The sequence below is a fragment of the Lysinibacillus sp. PWR01 genome, assembly GCF_043359455.1.
Lineage (GTDB): Bacteria > Bacillota > Bacilli > Bacillales_A > Planococcaceae > Lysinibacillus > Lysinibacillus fusiformis_F.
In genome coordinates, this window is the sequence record NZ_JBHERJ010000053.1 from 84,020 (window position 1) to 103,384 (window position 19,365).

The following is a 19,365-nucleotide window of genomic DNA, read 5'->3' on the forward strand; positions in this document are numbered from 1 at the left end:
CTTCGGCCTAGCTTGTAATCAAGGTTATATAATGCTTTATTGAGCACTACAATGAATCATAACGATTTTTATAAAAATGAGGTGTACTGTTGTCCAATGATATACTTCGAGTTGTGGATTTGGATAAGGAAAATCGGAGAAGTAAGAAATGGCTTATTGTTTTGATCCTTTTATTAATGGTTGCTAGTGGATTGGTACTGTATTTATGGTGGGATCAGGATGTGGATTTTGAAGCCTATAAAACAGTGGTAGGGGAAACAGCTAACAATAGCTTAGGGCGGTTAACATTAAATGAAGTGATAATAGATGACAATCAAATTTTACTGAATGCAACATACGAACCTGTAAAAGAATTTTCGCCAGATCATCAAGTATTTTTCTTTCCACAAATACTCGTCAATGGTCAAGATTATATGGTTCGTAATGGAGGCCAGTCCATTGCAAAGTCTGCCAACGTCTATACGATATACAATAGCATTAAAATGGATGATTTTCCGACAGATGAGCATTTAGAATTAGTTATTCGTTATAAAGATTGGAATGTGGAAACACCAATTGAGAAGCCGTGGGAATTTCAGGTAGATGCTTCTCAAGAGCAATTACAAGAGGATCGTGAAATCTTTTCCATTGATAAAAAAGTGAAGCATGTCGATCAGCAGGAAATAACGATTGACAAAATAGTCTCCACACCCATTTCGACAACGATTTATTTTCATGCTGAACAAAGTGTTGTCAATGAGGCATTACACTTTAAAATCCAATCAAAAGCAGGACAATCATGGACCTTTGCAACACCCTATCCATTAAATAAAGAGGGTACAAGGTGGGGGAGCCGTGTAGATGCACTGTATCTAACAGAAAGAAATTATACATTAATTCCAATCAATAAAGAGGGCAAGAAAGTGGATTCGGCGATAAAAATAAAGAAAGATTAATGGGAAAGTAAATTTTACAAACTCTTAATCTGAAAAAATCTCCTTTCCGTGTAAGATGAAAGAAAAGATATGGAAAGTAGTGGATAGTTTGCGAACGCTATGGGAGATTTTTTTCGTTGCTTTAAAATTGGGCTGCACCTCGTTCGGGGGGCCAACAGCTCATCTCGGTTATTTTCAACAGGAATATGTACAGAAGCGCAAATGGCTTTCCACACATGATTATGGTCAACTCGTTATGTTAAGTCAATTTTTGCCTGGTCCTGCATCCAGTCAGGTGGGGATGGGGGTTGGTTTACTTAGAGGCGGAGTATTAGGAAGCTTTCTATCATTTCTTGGTTTTACTTTACCCTCTGTGTTGATACTTATCCTTTTTGCCTATTTCTCCATATATACAGAGCTTAAGATGGGTTGGATTCATGGTTTGAAGTTAGTAGCAGTGGCGATTGTTGCCCATGCTATTTTTGATATGAGCAAAAAAATACTCTCGACAAAATGGCATTGGTCGATTGCTTTATTGACATTGATAACAGTGTTAACATGGATACATCCATTTGCACAAATCGCAGCAATATTGATAGCTGCGTTTTTAGGTTTTCAACTGCTAAAAAATGGCGACGAGGGTAATACGTCAACATTGGTTCATATACCTATTTCAAAAACCACCGGCATTGTTTTACTAGCGCTTTTTTTCATATTACTCCTAGGTTTACCTATAATAAGCGCTTTATGGCAACATGAATGGATTGCCATGATGGAGAAGTTTTATCTTGCAGGTGCCTTAGTATTTGGTGGCGGTCACGTTGTTTTACCTTTACTAGAAACACAATTTGTTCAGAGTGGTCAAATAAGTACCTCCGATTTTCTAGCGGGCTATGGTATGACACAGGCAGTTCCGGGACCTTTATTTACATTTGCTGCGTATATCGGTATGGTCATTGCTGGCGTCCCAGGGGCGATTATTGCTACTTTCGCGATATTTTTACCAGCATTTTTATTAGTGATCGGAGCGCTACCATTTTGGATTAGCCTAAGTCGTATTGCTCGACTTAGAGGTGCGATGGCAGGCGCCAATGCGGCGGTCGTTGGTATACTCGCTGCAGCTTTTATTCATCCCATTGTGACACAAACCATCCTCAGCACGTTAGATATTTTCATAGTCGCTGTCTTTTTATGGTGTTTAATTCGATGGGAAATACAGCCTTACTTACTTGTATTTATGGGAATTGGCATAGGTATTCTCTGTTTTTAAGGGATAAACCAAAAATCAAAACCACTTATTGCGGTGGTTTTGATTTTTTTAGTTTAGATGAGCTCTTCTTTTCGAATAGCTAGCTTTTTCATATGATATTGTAAAGATTGACGTGATATATTTAATTGCTTAGCTGCTGCGGAAATATTTCCTCCGCATTGCTGTAAAACCTTTCGAATATATTGCTCCTCATTCGTTTGCATCAATGATTTTAAAGGTCTTTTTTTAGATGGTATCGTTTTAATTGATAATTTATTTTTTAAATAACGTGGAAGCATATCTTCTGTAATTTGATTATCTGTGCTGGTTTGAATTACAAGGTTTTCAATTAAATGTTCGAGTTCACGTACATTCCCTGGCCAATCATATTCCACCAGTAATTGATAAAGTTCTGGATGGATCGTAATATCAGCTTTCATGTACTTTAGCACATTTTTATGCAAAAAATGTTGTATAAAGAAAAGTATATCATTTGGTCGCTCTCGTAATGGAGGGATGTATACGCTTGAATGAGCAATACGGTAAAATAAGTCTAAGCGCATTCGATCGCCTGCAGTAAGGAGCTCAGGATCTTCATTGGATGCACTTATGACGGTACATTCAATAGGGATGAGTGTATTACTGCCTACACGTCTGACAGCTCTTTCTTGTAAAACACGCATTAATTTAGGTTGCAGATCCATCGGGAGCGAGTTTATTTCATCAAGAAATAGTGTGCCATCTTTCGCATATTCAAAAAGCCCCTCTTGATTGGTAGCACCTGTGAAAGCGCCCTTCACTGAACCGAATAATGTGCTCTCTAAAAGAGTAGGTGGAATAGCAGCGCAATTTATTGCAACAAAAGGTTTGGCTACGCGAGGGCTTAAGTTATGCATACTTTGGGCAAATAACTCTTTACCTGTACCTGTTTCACCGACGATAAGTGTATCAGTATTATAACTCGCGATATTTTTTGCTTCCTCAAGGGTGTGTAGGATTTCTTGGCTGTTACCTTTTATATCTTGGAATGTATAGATGGTTCCGTTATTCCTTTTTACAACTTCATGTACTTCCATTGTCTCCCGCTTAGAATCCATCGTTTGTCGTAATTGATTGCGTAGGCTTGTTTCAGTGTGTGTGATAGAAAATACGCCGATTGTTTTATTATCCTTTTGAACTGGGAAAGAGCTATAGCCGACAAACTTTGGCTCATTTTCCGAATAGGCGTGGGCTCGGTATTTTGTATAGATTGGCTTTGCCGTTTTTAATATATGATTATGTTCAGATAATCGACGATCTTGATAATTGTATGCATCCCAAAGCTTCCTACCAAGCATGTCCTCCTTTTTACGCTCCTCCATTTTCGCGAGAGCCTCATTGTAATAGATAATATCCCCATCTTCATTACTAACGATAATTCCTTCATCTAAATGCTCAATAATTTCTTCTAAAACAAAAATTTTATTTTGTAATGAATGTTGAATATCTACTAAATTTTCTACTAAAACAAAATAAGTCTGCTCAGAAAAATAGAAAGGTTCTATGGTAAAAGATAAATGCTGGTTTTGCGTTAGATGCTGTTGTGGATGATGAAATAATGTGACATCCATATCAGCAATTATACTAATAGGCATATCAACTTCTAATTGTAACGAGATACTTTCATTAAGATGCCACCATTTCACACGAAAAGAACTATCTAATGCAATGATATTTGCTCCAAAAAAAGTGGTTAAGCGTTTTAATTCCTCATTCATACAAAAACCTTCTTTCTCTCGTTATTTTGCATGCAAAAATTATCTGCTTTGCCCTAAATCGTACCACAACTATTTTCTGAATTGAAACAATATACAGAAAATAAAACTTGTGCAAAATTTATCTGCGTATAAAAAAGCTGGCATTATTTTTCATCGGCATATTATTTCTGCCATTCTATCTATAAACAGCTATAAAAGCACTCTGAAATTAAATTTTTTAATGTTTTTAAAAAGTTGGCACGGTAATTGCATTATAAAAGTGTGTAGTCACAAAAAAGGAGGAATTTTAAATGACAAAACCAGAAATTTTATATTCAGTAAAAGCCCAACGAGGAAATACATTACGATGCAAAGGGTGGCGTCAGGAAGTTATTTTAAGAATGTTAGAAAATAATATGGAAAATGCGGAAAAACCCGAAGAGTTAGTCATTTACGGTGGTATTGGTAAAGCAGCACGTAACTGGGAGTCTTATCATGCAATTGTAGATTCTTTAAAAAATTTAGAAGACGATGAGACACTCGTTGTACAGTCTGGTATGCCAGTAGCTGTCTTTAAAACCCATAAGTATGCACCTACAGTAGTTATGGCAACAACAAATATTATGAAGGCGGATTGGCCGACATTTTATGATTTACAAGAAAAGAACCTAACGATGTATGCGAATTATACTGCTGCACCTTGGGAATATATCGGGACACAGGGGGTAATTCAAGGAACATTTGAAACACTATCTGCGATCGCAAGACTTCATTACAATGATTCCCTTGTAGGAAAAATATTATTAACGGCTGGAGCAGGAGGGATGGGTGGCAATCAAACACGTGCAATGACAATGCATGGTGGTGTTGCAATTCTATGTGATTCTAATATTGAGATCATTAACCGTCGCATTGAAAAGGGCTTTATCGATGTAGTGGTTAATTCATTAGAAGAAGCAATTGAACTAGCTAAGAACAAGGCTGCTGCAGGAGAACCGCTTGGGATTGCAGTAGTAGGAAATGCTGCAGATATCTTTGAGCAAGCATTAAAAATCGGTTTTTTACCTGATATTGCAACATCCATGACACCCGCACACGATCCGATTGCCTATTTACCAGCAGGCTATACCGTTGAAGAAGCGGAGGAACTGCGTGATCGAAATCGTCTTGAATACTTAGATAAGGCACGCCAAACAATGATTCGTGAGCTCAAAGCATTAATTGCCATGTTAGATAAAGGGGTACATTCATTTGAATATGGAACGAGTATTCGAAAAGAATGTATTGATGCAGGATTTGATGAAAAAGAGGCGAAACGTTTACCAGGGTTTGTCGCTGAATATATACGTCCTCTATTCTGTGAAGGACGAGGGCCATTCCGTTGGATTTGTATGTCCGGGGATCCTGAAGATTTACGAAAAATCGATGATATGATTTTAGAAAAATTTAGCGATGATTTACTTGTAACACGTTGGATTAAGCTGGCGAAAGAACATATCCCAATTGAAGCTTTACCAGCTCGTATTTGTTATATGGGCTTTGGTCAACGTAAAAAGTTTGCATTAGAGGTCAATGACATGATTCGTAGAGGAGAATTGAGTGGACCTGTCGCATTTTCCCGCGATAATTTAGATTCTGGTTCAATCGTCAATCCAACATTTGAATCCGAAAATATGAAGGATGGTGGAGATTTAATTTCTGACTGGCCAGTCTTAAATGGCTTGCTTAACGCAGTTGGGATGTGTGACTTAATTGCTCTTCAAGCTAACTACTCGATGGGAGAAGCAGTTCATACTGGTGTTACGATGATTGCAGATGGCACAGAGGAATCTGATATGCGCTTAGAAGTAGCAATGACCGTGGATTCAGGTATTGGTGTTGTGCGTCATGCACAAGCAGGCTATGAAACAGCAAAAGATGTAGCAAACGGTAAAGGGAAATTAACAGATGAAAGCATTAAAATTCCATTATGGTGGGAACCAACAGCTACTTTTGGCCCGAAAGATTTAGTAAAAGAACAGGTATAAAAATTTCAAGCCAAGAGGCCAGTGTAATTAGTAAACAAAGTATCTGGCCTCTTGATGTTTAAAAGGAGGCATGTACATGAAAAAAGCTGATACAACACCTATAAATTTTAACAATGTTTTAGAGGATACATCTCGCATATATCAAAAATCAGCTATCTACAAATTTTTTGGCTTTAGCTTATTTGGTATTTTCATGTTCTTTATCTCTATCACACTTAACGGTAAAAAGACTATACCACTAGATCATTTAGTGACGTTTATTCGCACCCAGTTTTCGTCAGCTATTGTCTATTACATTTTGATCATCGTCATAGCTGGAGCCATCTATCCTTTTTATAAAAAGACTTGGAATAAATTTATTATGGAGATTGTCATATCACTTTTAAAAGTGATTGGAGCAATTGCTTCTATTCTAGTTGTCTTTCAAATTGGCCCGAGTTGGTTATTAGCTGAGGATATGGGGCCGTATTGGTATAATTCACTTCTAACTCCAATTGGCGTATTAGTCCCGATAGGCGCCATATTTTTAGCAATGCTTGTCGGCTATGGATTACTTGAGTTTATAGGAATACTTGTGCAATCAATCATGCGACCAATCTGGAAAACGCCAGGCCGATCGGCTATTGATGCAGTTGCTTCCTTTGTTGGTAGCTATTCGATTGGGTTATTAATTACTAATCGTATTTATAAAGAAGGAAAGTATACAACAAAAGAAGCCGTTATTATTGCTACGGGGTTTTCCACTGTTTCAGTGACCTTTATGATCGTTGTGGCCACCACCCTTGATTTGATGGACATTTGGAATCTCTATTTTTGGATTACATTCTTCGTGACATTTTTAGTAACGGCTATTAGTGTACGGATTTGGCCAATTCGTAATCTAAGTAATAGCTATTATGACAATATGGATGGTGATGTGGAGAAGATAGTCAATGAAAATCGCTTACAAAACGCTTGGAGAGAAGCGATGCTGACGGCTGAAAGTGCGCCAAATCTTTGGAAGAGCGTAAAGGAAAATGTTAAAGATGGCTTAATAATAGCAATGGGTATTTTACCAACCATAATGTCGATAGGTCTTATTGGTTTATGGCTTGTGAATCATACAGCTATTTTTGATTATGCAGCTTATTTGTTTGTGCCGTTAACCTATTTACTACAAATATCTGAGCCGTTAATTGTGGCAAAAGCAGCAGTCGTCAATTTAATCGATATGTTTTTACCGTCACTTGTCGTGATGGAAAGTACGATAGAAACCCGTTTTATAGTCGGTACACTATCTATTTCATCCATTCTCTTTTTCTCTGCGTTAATTCCATGTATTTTATCAACTGAAATTCCGATTTCTTTAGGCAGAATGATAGCGATATGGTTTGTACGAACAGTGTTAACTTTAATTATCGTTACTCCAATCGCCTATTTATTATTGTAAAGGAGTGATCCTGTGATAAAAAGACCAGATATTGTTATTTTGAATGCAACGCAAATTTTACCCTGTACAGGTGACAACATGCAGGATTTTCAAGTATTAACCGATACAGCAATTGTTATTGAAGAACAACGAATCCTTGATATTTGCAGTCATGAGGAACTAACAAAACGTTATGAAATAGATAGCCTGAATACTATAAATGCAAAGGGGAAAGTGGTAGCTCCAGGCTATATTGATGCCCATACACATTTGGTTTTTTGTGGAAGTAGGGTAGAAGAATACGCTGCTAAACTATCTGGAAATATTGAAGATAACCTGAAGAAGCTAGCAATGACTACTGGGCCTAATCGTACCATTGAACTGACGCGTGATACACCAGAGGATGTGCTTTTTGAGCAATCTAAGAAGCGTATTATGACGATGCTTAAGCATGGCACAACAACTGTTGAAAGTAAAAGTGGCTACGGCTTAACGCCTGAAAGTGAACTGAAGATTTTACGAATAGGACGACGACTTCAAGAAAGTACCCCGCTGGATGTAGTAAATACATTTTTAGGAGCTCATGGAATACCAGATCACTTATCGAAGGAACAATACATCAATGAAATTGTGGATGTCATGATTCCACAAGTAGCCCAGAACAGGCTAGCAGAATTCTGCGATGTCTGGTGTGATGAAGGCTATTTCAGTGAGCAAGAATCCGAGCGTATCCTGCAAGCAGGTTTAGCACACGGATTATTACCTAAAATTCATGCAGATGCCTATTCTTATATCGGGGGATCAGATTTAGCAGCCCGTATGAAAATGATTTCCATCGATCATCTCAATTACACACCTGAAGATTTAATGACAAAGCTAGCAAAAGTGGGTGTTGTGGGTGTCTTAATGCCTGCGTTAGATTTTGCAGTGGCTCATAAAAGGCCATTTGATGCTCGTGCAATGTTAGATAGAGGTATGCAAATTGCATTAGCAACAGATATGTGCCCTGCTTGCTATACATCTTCCATGTCTTTTGTTATTAATTTGGCTTGTCGACTCTATCAATTTTCAGTAGAAGAGGCGATAAAAGCTACCACACAAGTGGCTGCTAAAGCATTAAATTTAACCGATAGAGGAACCTTGGAAATTGGTAAAATAGCAGATATTCAAATATGGGATGTGACCAATTATAAACATGTAGCTTATGAGTTAGGAACGAATATCGTCGATACAGTTATAAAGCGAGGCAGCGTCGTGATAAAGGAAGGGTTACAGATAAAGGAAAACGTATTTATTTAGGAGGTTGAAATAGAGATGGGAATTGAGTATGCATCAACAGCAGCATTACACGTAAATGAAGAGAGGTTAGTAAATTTATTTTTAGAAATGGCTAAAATTAATGGTCCTAGTAGAAAGGAAAGTCAAGTAGCTGAATTTTTAAAGGAAAAATTACCGAAATTAGGTTTTCAATTAGCGTTTGATGAGGCGCATATCCATTTTAATGGTGAAGTTGGAAATTTAATTGCCTGGCATCCAGGTACCGATAATAATATCCCCCCCTTATTTTTTTCTACCCATATGGATACTGTATTACCAACAGAGTTTCTCAAGCCTGTAATTAAGGACGATATTATTTATTCAGATGGGACAACGATTTTAGGTGCTGATGATCGAGCGGCACTTGCTTCCTATATTGAAGCGATGCGTGCCGTTACTGAAAGTGGCATTCCACATGGACCGATTGAGCTCATTTTAACTGTAAATGAACAAGCGGGATTAGTTGGTGCGAAATTTATGGATTATCAAAAAATTAAGAGTAAACAGGGCTATATTTTTGATAGTAGTGGAGATGTTGGGCAAATCATTTTACAAGGGCCGTATAGTAGTAGAATTTGGTTCACGGTCAATGGCAATGCGGCTCATATAGCGTTAAATGCAGAAGTGGGAAATAGTGCCATTTTAATCGCATCGGAAGGGCTACTATCTATGAAGTTAGGTGAGATTGATAGTGAAACACTTGCAAATATCGGTATTATTCATGGGGGAGAGCTGACCTCCATAATACCTGGTTCGGTCACGCTAGGTGGCGAAGTAAGAAGTTTTTCCAAAGAGAAATTAGCGGCTCAATTGACGCATATGCAGGAGAAGATGGAAGCAGCAGCACAGAAAAACAATGGGAATGTGGAAGTGAAAATTGACGAGAAATATTTAGGGTTTAATGTTTTAGAAGATGATGACCTAGTAAAAACCGTAAAAGAAGCAACAGATAGCATTGGTGTTTCTTCTTATTTAACTAAAACATTAGGCGGAGCAGATACGAATGTTTTAAATGAAAATGGATTGACTTGTATTACCCTTGGGAATGGATTTCAGAATATTCACTCTTTTGGAGAGAGTATTAGTATTGAAAACTTAGTCAACACAGGTAGATTAACTGCTGCTTTAATCGAGCAATGGTATGTACGACATAAATCTTAAGGAGGAGGAAAGGAAATGCCAAGCATTTTAAACGTATTAAATATAGTAAAAATGCTTGGTATCTTTATGTTGATTAATAGAGGATCGAAGTAAATTTAAAGACAATCCATTCCTAGTAACTACTGTTGCATTAACATCTACATCTGGTTTTCCAGGTGATTACATTGTATGTGAGGAAGTTAGTAGGCGTATTGGAAAAACAGAAGATGAACAAAAAAAGATTTTCAATGAAATATTAACAACAATGTTGGTGGATGGATTTACGACTGTGACTTTAGGAAGCGTTATCATTGCAAGTATTTTGATTAAAACTATATAAAACAGACAGTGGGGATGTAAATGTTAGATAATCCTGTTTTAATCTCAGTGATTGTTTTGTCCATTTTAAGTTTATGTGGCATTCATGTGCTATTCGCTTTATTAATTGCGGCGATTGTCGCTGGCCTAGTTGCTGATTTATCACTTACTGAAACTGTGTCCATTTTTATAGGGGGGATGGGAGGTCAATCTGAAACTGCTTTAAGTTATATATTACTAGGGATTTTTGCTGCGTTAATTGCACATTCGGGCTTAGCAAATATACTTATTCAAAAACTCCTGTCACTCGAAAAACCAAATAAGTATATTTTAATTTTTGCGTTGGCGATTATTGCGTGTTTGTCAGGGACACTTATCCCGGTACATATTGCGTTCATTCCAATATTGATACCGCCGCTTTTGTTTTTCTTTAATAAATTAAAAATAGATCGTCGTGCTTTAGCATCGGCATTAACATTTGGTTTGAAAATGCCTTATTTATGGATTCCGGTTGGCTATGGATTGATATTTCAAGGAATTATTGCACAAGAGATGACAGTCAATGGAATGACTATTGTACAAAGTCAAATTCCGAAGGCAATGGCAATTCCCGCAGTAGGGATGTTTGTAGGCTTAGCGATCGCTATTTTTATTTCTTATAGAAAGCCTAGAGACTATCAACAGCTTAAAGAAGACATTCAAGACTATGAAAAAGCCAAGACAGATAATATAAAGGCAACATTGGATCGTAAAGGGTGGATGGCCATCGTAGCCATTTTTGCAGCACTTGCCATCCAGTTATCATTAAGTTCACTCGTGTTAGGTGCATTATCAGGGATTATTATTATGTTCATTGGACGTGTAGTATTCATTAAGGACAGTGAGGAAGTAGTACAGAATGGTGTCAAGCTGATGGGCACTATAGCGTTTATTATGCTGATTGCTTCCGGTTATGCAACGATTTTAAAAGAAACTAATGCGATAACAGAATTAGTAGAGGCTATGACTGGTATGACGGGACAAAGTAAACTCATTACAGCCACATTATTGTTATTTATAGGCCTACTTGTCACAATGGGCATTGGTACATCCTTCGGCACAATACCTATCTTAGCGGTTGTTTTCGTACCATTATGTGCGACAGTCGGATTTAGCCCACTTGCTACAGCAGCTCTTATTGGAACGGCTGGAGCTCTAGGTGATGCTGGTTCTCCTGCATCCGATAGTACGTTAGGACCTACGTCAGGCTTAAATGCAGACGGACAGCATAATCATATTTGGGATACATGTGTACCAACTTTTATTCATTATAATATTCCTTTATTTATATTTGGCATTATAGCCGCAATGGTGTTATAGAAATAAACGTAAAAAAGAGAGGGTTAGTGATGGAAACAATTTATTTAGATGGTCTTACATTAACAAGAGCACAAATAGATAAAATTGCTAGAGCGGATGCACAAGTTGCCATAGCACCAACTGCCTTGGAAAAAGTTAGGAAGAGTCGTGCGCGTATTGAAAAAAGATTAGCGGAAGGTCAAGCAATATATGGGGTTAATACAGGTTTCGGTAAACTAAGCGATGTACAAATTGCAGAAAAAGACTATGAACTATTGCAACTTAATTTGCTACGGGCAGACGCAGTAGGAGTAGGTGTACCTCTGGAAACTATGATTGTGCGAGCTATGATGGTTTTACGTGCGAATGCATTAGCAAGGGGATATTCAGGCATACGTCAAGAAACACTTCAATTATTAGTGGAATTGATTAATAAAAATGTGCATCCAATTGTACCATCACAAGGTTCAGTTGGCGCTAGTGGTGACCTGGCACCATTATCACATATCGCTATAGTCCTTGTTGGGGAAGGAATGGCTGAGTACCAAGGACAAATTATGTCAGGAAAAGAAGCGTTAGAAAGGGCAGGACTCAAAGCGGTTCGTTTACAGGCTAAAGAGGGACTCGCGTTAATTAATGGGACGCAAGCCATGACAGGCATTGGTATCATCACCATTAATGAAGCAGAACGTCTTGGGTATGTAGCAGATATGGCTGCTTGTCTAACAATGGAAGGATTATGCGGAATTATTTGCGCCTTTGATGCTGATTTATTAGCAGTGCGTCCACATGCTGAAATCGATACAGTGGGAAGGCGTATTCGCAAGTGGCTAAAAGGAAGCCAGCGCATCACTATGCAGGGTGAGAAACGAATGCAGGATGCTTATTCACTGCGCTGTGTACCACAAGTACACGGAGCTTCCTGGCAATGCCTTCAATATGTGGAACAACGCTTACACACAGAGACAAATGCGACGACTGATAACCCGATCGTTTTAGAAAATGGAGAGATATTATCTGGTGGTCATTTCCATGGTCAACCCATCGCACTAGCTATGGATTTTTTAAAAGTAGGCGTAGCGGAGTGGGCAAATATTTCGGAGAGGAGAACGGAACGTTTAGTGAATCCTCAATTAAGTGGATTATCTCCTTTCCTAGCAACAGATCCAGGACTTGAATGCGGATTAATGGTTATTCAATATGTCGCTGCATCGCTCGTTTCAGAAAATAAAGTGCTTGCTCACCCTTCCAGTGTGGATTCTATTCCCACATCTGGCAATCAGGAGGATCATGTAAGTATGGGAACGACAGCGGCAAGACAAGCCCGTCAAATTGTGCATAATTGCGCACGAGTCCTAGCTATTGAACTAATTGCGGCTTCCCAAGCAATTTATTTAGAAAAAGCAGAGCAGCAACTAGCGCCCGCTACACGTAAATTTTTAGACATAGTACGTTCATTCTGCCCACCACTAGAAGGGGATAAGGCGATTGGAGAAGAGACAGAAGCACTTGCGCAATATTTATTAAGTAGTAATGACATTTTTAGTATAGTGTAAAAGAGAAGTAGCAACTGTCAAAGTTGAAAGAGTATGCTAGAAGACGCTTCTAGCATACTCTTTTATTGTGGAATTAAAATTGGATTGTATCGTGAAATAATTATAATTCCTTACGTTTGCTTGCTGCAGGTATTCCTAATTCTTCACGGTACTTACTGATGGTACGACGTGCAATTTGAATTTGATAAAACTTAGCAAGACTTGCCGCAATCTTTTGATCGGATAAAGGCTTTTGCTTATCCTCAGAAGTGATAATTTTCTTGATCAACTCTAAAATAGAAGTTTGTGAATGTGCAGCTTGAGTACTTTCAATTTTAGAAGAAAATAAATCCTTTCCTAAATAGGTTCCAACTGGTGTTTGGATTGTTTTATTTCTTATTGCTCGACTAACTGTTGATTCATGCATGTCGATTTGTGTTGCGACATCTTTTAAGGTAAGAGGTTTTATATAGGATAATCCCTGAAGAAAAAATTGCCGTTGATGCTGTAAGACAACGGCCATAATACGAATAATGGTTTGACGTCGTTGTTGCAAGCTATGTATGAGCCACTCATAATGTTTAAATTGCTGTTTTACATAAGATTGTTCAGATTTAGGTAAGGAAGGTGCCAAGCTTTGATAGTGATTATGCAATTGAACAGATGGCAGCGAATGATCATTTATGCTAAATTGCAACTCGCCATTTTCAATAAAAACGATAATATCAGGTGTTACGTATTCGATATCATTTAATGAACTTAAAACACAAGGTATAGGATTTAACTCTAGTAGCTGATCTACTAGTGAAGATAGTTGCTCTTTTGAAATCTGGAGTAATTTCATTAACTCAGTAAATTTACGCTCAGCAAGTAGAATTAAACCTTTTTGGATAAGCTGTTGTAAATTATCATTGCGTTCCTCACATTGTAATAATAGACATTCTTGCAAGGTACGTGCACCTATTCCAGCTGGTCCAATTTGTTGCAAAAGCTGAATGCCATAATTGTGCTGTTCCTTTGAAATAGTAGGAAGCTGTGCTGGAGAATAGCCTTTGTTATCTAGATTCGCAATTAAAACTTGGACAATATGTAATTCAACTCCTACAAAAGTTAATGTAGCCAATTGTACTAATTCATCACGCTGACTAGGTTCAGCAATTTTACTATATAACTCATTCGACAAATTGAAAACAGAATGATGAGGTTTTCCAAACATGCGCTCTTGAAATGTCGATGATTGAAGGTCTATTAAGGGATTATTTAATTGTTGCTCATAAAGAAATTGCTCTAGCTCATGTGTTGTATATTGTAGTAATTCAATAGATTGCTGCAAATGAGGTGTCATCATCATCTTCTGTTGTTGTTGCTGCTTTAAAAACATGTCCACCATGATCCCTCCTGTTTCACACTTAAGAGTAGCATATCATAAATTGCTTAATTTTCAGATAATTAAAACTTTTGTGTATTGATTTTGTTCAACTTACTAGATGGTTTCATAGCGTTCCTTCTATTGATTCGTTATAATGTAGAAATGGAAAAGACTTAACGCGAAAGAAGGGATTGCTATGGCACGAGGTGTTTACATTCATATTCCTTTCTGTCATCAAATTTGTAATTATTGTGATTTCAATAAATTTTATTTTAAAAATCAACCAGTGGATGAATATATAGAAGCGCTTGGAAAAGAAATGGCTCTGGCAACAGAAAAATATCCTGAAAATTTCCGTAACATCGAGACAATTTTTCTTGGTGGCGGGACACCGACTGCTTTATCACCTGAGCAATTGGACAAGCTACTAACGTATATACAAACGTATATTCCAATGAATAGTGTGACAGAATTTACATCAGAGGCAAATCCAGATGAATTGTCCGCGGCCAAATTGCAGGTGCTGTTTGAGGGTGGCGTCAATCGTTTAAGCATGGGTGTTCAATCCTTTGACCAAGGGCTGCTCCAGAAGATTGGACGCACTCATAGTAATGAACATGTCTATGAAACAATCGCTTTGGCTAGAAAAATTGGCTTCCAAAATATTAGCATTGATTTAATGTATGGTTTGCCTGGACAAACAATGGCTCAATGGAAGGATTCATTAGACAAAGCTTTTGCTCTTGATTTGCCACATTTCTCTGCTTATTCTCTTATTGTAGAGCCCAAAACGATTTTTTATAATCAATACGCAAAAGGGAAACTGTATTTACCGACAGAAGATCTAGAAGCAGATATGTATGAGGTGCTGATGCAGCAAATGGCCACACATGGGCTTCAACAATACGAAATTAGCAATTTTGCAAAGCCTGGGTTTCATTCAGAGCATAACAAGATTTATTGGGATAATGATGAGTATGCTGGGTTTGGTGCAGGGGCCCATGGGTATCTAGCAGGTATACGCTATTCCAATCATGGTCCATTAAAAAAATATATGGAAACTGTTTTTGCGAGTGAGTTACCTATTGTCCATGCACATGAAGTATCACAAGCGGAGAAGAGAGAAGAACAAATGTTTTTAGGGCTACGAAAAACAGAGGGTGTTATGCACACTATATATGAAGAGAAATTTAAAGCACCAATGTCTGCCCATTATGATGCTGTAATAAAAGAATTAGTGTCAACAGGTCTTTTAGAACAAGATGAGGCGGGTGTGCGCTTGACTAGAAAAGGACGTTTTGTGGGCAATGAAGTATTTCAACAATTTTTGCTAGAAGATTGAGCGATATCGTTGACATAAAATGTGGGATTTGATAACTTAATAATAGTATTAGCACTCCTCTTAGTCGAGTGCTAACAGAGGTGATAATCATGCTAACAAATCGGCAGTTACAGATATTGCAAGTCATTGTAGACGACTTTATTGTGTCTGCGCAGCCGGTAGGTTCTCGCCAAATCTCCAAAAAACAAGGGATTACATTTAGTCCAGCCACTATTCGAAACGAAATGGCGGATTTAGAGGAATTAGGCTTTTTAGAAAAAACGCATACCTCCTCTGGTCGAGTGCCTTCGGAAAAGGGTTACAGATTTTATGTAGATCATTTGTTGAGTCCTCAAGGTATTAATTCCAAGGACATCCAACAAATTCAATCAATTTTTAATGATCGACTAGTAGAAGTAGAGCATATTATCCGAAAGTCAGCCAACATTCTATCAGAGCTGACATCGTATACTTCCATACTTTTAGGACCTGATGTCCAAAGGCATCGTGTTAAACGATTTTCGATTGTACCTCTTTCTAGCGACACAGCAGTAGCAATTATCGTGACGAATAATGGGCATGTAGAAAATCGCATGTTTAATTTACCGCCTGATTTTACCGCTTCTGATTTAGAGAAAATGGTGAATATCTTAAATGACCGCCTCATGGGTGTGTCATTAGAAGATCTCCATAAAAGCCTTGAAGCTGAAGTGCTAGCCGTGTTACAGCAACAAGTTCGATCAGCGGATGATTTTATTCGCGCACTTGTATCAGCAACAATGCATAATTCGGAAAGTAAAATTTTCTATGGTGGGAAAACGAATATGTTCAACCAACCAGAATTCCATGACTTAAATAAAGTCCGCATGATTTTGGACTTAATGGAGACGACTAGCCAAGTGCAGTCACTTTTCCATCCGAACGAATCAGGTATTCATATTCGGATAGGCTCAGAAAACAAACAACTAGAAATGGAAAATTGCAGTGTCATTACCACTACCTATTCCATTGGTGATGATCAACAGGGAGCCATTGCTATTATCGGCCCAACACGCATGGACTATAAGCGTGTCGTGGCTTTATTAGACGTAATGCGCTTGGATTTAACACAGGCGTTTACGAAGAATCGTAGTGAATGATAATGAGGAGGATTCAAGTGACGGAAACAACGGAAAACAAAGGTTTAGTACAAGAAGATGTACAAGCTGAAACGACAACAGAGGCAGTAGAGCAAACAGACGTTCAGGAAGAAGTAGAATTATCAATTGAAGAACAGTATGAGGCTAACCTGGCTGAACTACAAGCAAAGCTGGCTGACGAGGAAAATCGTCACCTACGCTTACGTGCTGACTTCGATAATATGCGTCGCCGTAATCAGTTAGATCGCGAGGCTGCTGAAAAGTATCGCGCGCAAAGCTTACTATCTGATCTATTACCAGTCCTTGATAATTTTGAACGTGCGCTCCAAGTAGAGACAACTTCTGAAGAGACAGCATCGATCATCAAAGGAATTGAAATGGTATATCGCTCTTTAATTGAAGCGACAGAAAAAGAAGGTTTGCAAGTGATTAAAGCTGAAGGTGAGCAATTTGATCCAACGATTCACCAAGCTGTTATGCAAGAACAGGATAGTGAAAAAGAGACGGGTGTTGTCTTACGCGAGTTACAAAAAGGGTATATCCTAAAAGATCGTGTATTACGCCCAACAATGGTATCTGTGAACGAATAGTCTTTGTGCTATTTAGTCAATTAAAATTAGTTAGAAAACGCATCCCTTGCGTTGACATAATAGGAGGAAATTTTAATGAGCAAAATTATTGGTATTGACTTAGGAACAACAAACTCTTGCGTTTCTGTACTTGAAGGTGGAGAACCAAAAGTAATCCCAAATCCAGAAGGAAACCGTACGACACCATCTGTTGTTGCATTTAAAAATGGAGAACGCCAAGTTGGTGAAGTAGCGAAACGTCAATCAGTAACAAATCCTAACACAATCATTTCTATTAAATCAAAAATGGGTACAGCTGAAAAAGTAACAGTAGAAGATAAAGACTACACACCACAAGAAGTATCTGCTATGATTCTTCAATACTTAAAAGGCTACGCAGAAGACTACTTAGGGGAAAAAGTGACAAAAGCAGTTATTACAGTTCCTGCTTACTTTAATGATGCACAACGTCAAGCGACAAAAGATGCTGGTAAAATCGCAGGTCTAGAAGTAGAACGTATCATCAACGAACCAACAGCTGCTGCACTTGCTTATGGTTTAGATAAACAAGATCAAGATCAAAAAGTATTAGTATTTGACCTTGGTGGCGGTACGTTTGACGTGTCCATCCTTGAGTTAGGTGACGGTGTCTTTGAAGTATTAGCTACAGCTGGTGATAACAAACTAGGTGGGGATGATTTCGATGACGCAATTATCGAGTATCTAGTAGCTGAATTCAAAAAAGAAAACGGCATTGACTTATCAAAAGATAAAATGGCGATGCAACGTTTAAAAGATGCAGCTGAAAAAGCGAAAAAGGATTTATCTGGTGTAACATCAACACAAATCTCTTTACCATTCATTACAGCTGGCGAAGCAGGTCCATTACACTTAGAAATTTCTTTAACTCGTGCGAAATTTGACGAAATTACTTTACCATTAGTAAATCGTACAGTAGGTCCAGTACGTCAAGCATTATCTGATGCGGGTCTTTCTACTTCTGAAATTGACCAAGTTATTTTAGTTGGTGGTTCTACACGTATTCCAGCAGTACAAGAAGCAGTACGTAAAGAAACAAGTAAAGAGCCTCACCGTGGTGTAAATCCTGACGAAGTTGTTGCAATGGGTGCTGCAGTACAAGGTGGCGTATTAACAGGTGATGTAAAAGACGTTGTATTACTTGACGTAACACCGCTTTCACTTGGTATTGAAACAATGGGTGGCGTGTTCACAAAATTAATTGACCGTAACACGACAATCCCTACTTCAAAATCACAAGTATTCTCTACAGCAGCTGATAACCAACCAGCAGTAGATATTCATGTTCTACAAGGTGAGCGTTCAATGGCAGCTGACAATAAAACATTAGGTCGCTTCCAATTAGCAGATATTCCACCAGCACCACGTGGTGTACCTCAAATCGAAGTAACATTCGATATTGATAAAAACGGTATCGTATCTGTAAAAGCAAAAGATCTTGGTACAAACAAAGAGCAAACAATTGTGATTCAATCCGATTCTGGTTTATCAGAGGCAGAAATTGAACGCATGGTAAAAGACGCAGAATCTAATGCTGAAGCAGACGCTAAACGTAAAGAAGAAGCAGATCTTCGTAACGAAGCTGACCAATTAGTATTCCAAGTGGACAAAACAATTGCTGACCTAGGTGAGCAAATTACAGAAGATGAGAAAAAATCTGTTGAAGATGCTCGTGATGAATTGAAAAAAGCACTTGAAGCTGGTGAGCTAGAAGGCATTAAAGCAGCTAAAGAAAAATTAGAAGGCGTATTACAGCCACTAGTGATGAAAGTTTACGAACAAGCGGCAGCAGCTGCTCAAGCAGCTCAAGGTGGCGATGCAGGTGCAGACACTGGCGCTGGTAAAAAAGATGATGGTGTTGTAGACGCTGAATTCGAAGAAGTAAAAGACGATAAATAAGAAGTAACACAGTTAAGTGAAAAAGCCAAAGACCGCTTGCGGCTTTG

Annotated in this window: 14 protein-coding genes; 12 read left to right on the top strand and 2 right to left on the bottom strand. The window is 38.1% G+C overall.

Going from position 1 to position 19,365, the window contains the following annotated elements; translation table 11 throughout:
* Positions 1-89 precede the first annotated feature (89 nt).
* Both ACEVFT_RS10945 and chrA read left to right on the top strand, forming a co-directional pair.
* Positions 90-935, top strand: a complete 846-nt coding sequence (locus ACEVFT_RS10945; RefSeq protein ID WP_393949722.1) for a DUF4179 domain-containing protein — start codon at positions 90-92, stop codon at positions 933-935.
* A 55-nt stretch (positions 936-990) separates the two neighbouring features.
* Complete coding sequence (gene chrA / locus ACEVFT_RS10950) at positions 991-2,184, top strand: chromate efflux transporter (RefSeq protein WP_393949725.1); 1,194 nt, start codon at positions 991-993, stop codon at positions 2,182-2,184.
* Between the two features lie 53 nt (positions 2,185-2,237).
* On the opposite strand, the gene ACEVFT_RS10955 is transcribed toward chrA, so the two are convergent.
* Positions 2,238-3,920, bottom strand: a complete 1,683-nt coding sequence (locus ACEVFT_RS10955; protein ID WP_393949728.1) for a sigma-54 interaction domain-containing protein — start codon at positions 3,918-3,920, stop codon at positions 2,238-2,240.
* A 290-nt stretch (positions 3,921-4,210) separates the two neighbouring features.
* On the opposite strand from ACEVFT_RS10955, the gene hutU reads away from it, so the two are divergent.
* The 6 genes from hutU to hutH all read left to right on the top strand — a co-directional run bounded on the left by hutU (position 4,211) and on the right by hutH (position 13,003).
* Complete coding sequence (gene hutU, locus ACEVFT_RS10960) at positions 4,211-5,926, top strand: urocanate hydratase (protein ID WP_393949730.1); 1,716 nt, start codon at positions 4,211-4,213, stop codon at positions 5,924-5,926.
* A gap of 76 nt (positions 5,927-6,002) precedes the next feature.
* On the top strand, positions 6,003-7,355 hold the full coding sequence (locus ACEVFT_RS10965; protein WP_393949731.1) for a YjiH family protein: 1,353 nt from the start codon (positions 6,003-6,005) through the stop codon (positions 7,353-7,355).
* A gap of 12 nt (positions 7,356-7,367) precedes the next feature.
* Complete coding sequence (hutI, locus tag ACEVFT_RS10970; protein ID WP_393949733.1) at positions 7,368-8,633, top strand: imidazolonepropionase; 1,266 nt, start codon at positions 7,368-7,370, stop codon at positions 8,631-8,633.
* Positions 8,634-8,648: 15 nt separating this feature from the next.
* Positions 8,649-9,812, top strand: a complete 1,164-nt coding sequence (locus tag ACEVFT_RS10975) for a M20/M25/M40 family metallo-hydrolase (protein ID WP_393949735.1) — start codon at positions 8,649-8,651, stop codon at positions 9,810-9,812.
* A gap of 339 nt (positions 9,813-10,151) precedes the next feature.
* Positions 10,152-11,468 (top strand): Na+/H+ antiporter family protein, encoded by a 1,317-nt coding sequence (locus ACEVFT_RS10980; protein ID WP_393949738.1) that lies wholly within the window; start codon positions 10,152-10,154, stop codon positions 11,466-11,468.
* Between the two features lie 29 nt (positions 11,469-11,497).
* Positions 11,498-13,003, top strand: coding sequence for a histidine ammonia-lyase (gene hutH, locus ACEVFT_RS10985; protein ID WP_393949739.1), 1,506 nt, complete (start codon positions 11,498-11,500; stop codon positions 13,001-13,003).
* 100 nt (positions 13,004-13,103) lie between these two features.
* Here hutH and rpoN read toward each other — a convergent pair whose 3' ends face one another.
* Positions 13,104-14,363, bottom strand: a complete 1,260-nt coding sequence (gene rpoN / locus ACEVFT_RS10990) for an RNA polymerase factor sigma-54 (RefSeq protein ID WP_393949759.1) — start codon at positions 14,361-14,363, stop codon at positions 13,104-13,106.
* Between the two features lie 184 nt (positions 14,364-14,547).
* Here rpoN and hemW point away from each other — a divergent pair, with 184 nt between their 5' ends.
* The 4 genes from hemW to dnaK all read left to right on the top strand — a co-directional run bounded on the left by hemW (position 14,548) and on the right by dnaK (position 19,318).
* The gene (gene hemW / locus ACEVFT_RS10995) at positions 14,548-15,693 is read left to right on the top strand and encodes a radical SAM family heme chaperone HemW (RefSeq protein ID WP_393949740.1); all 1,146 of its coding nucleotides are present in this window, start codon (positions 14,548-14,550) and stop codon (positions 15,691-15,693) included.
* Positions 15,694-15,782: 89 nt separating this feature from the next.
* The gene (gene hrcA, locus ACEVFT_RS11000) at positions 15,783-16,811 is read left to right on the top strand and encodes a heat-inducible transcriptional repressor HrcA (RefSeq protein WP_205444489.1); all 1,029 of its coding nucleotides are present in this window, start codon (positions 15,783-15,785) and stop codon (positions 16,809-16,811) included.
* Between the two features lie 17 nt (positions 16,812-16,828).
* Positions 16,829-17,401 carry a nucleotide exchange factor GrpE gene (gene grpE, locus ACEVFT_RS11005; RefSeq protein WP_393949741.1) on the top strand — a complete coding sequence of 191 codons (573 nt, stop codon included), beginning with the start codon at positions 16,829-16,831 and terminating at the stop codon, positions 17,399-17,401.
* Positions 17,402-17,476: 75 nt separating this feature from the next.
* The gene (gene dnaK / locus ACEVFT_RS11010; RefSeq protein WP_342441019.1) at positions 17,477-19,318 is read left to right on the top strand and encodes a molecular chaperone DnaK; all 1,842 of its coding nucleotides are present in this window, start codon (positions 17,477-17,479) and stop codon (positions 19,316-19,318) included.
* The last annotated feature ends 47 nt before the right edge of the window (positions 19,319-19,365 follow it).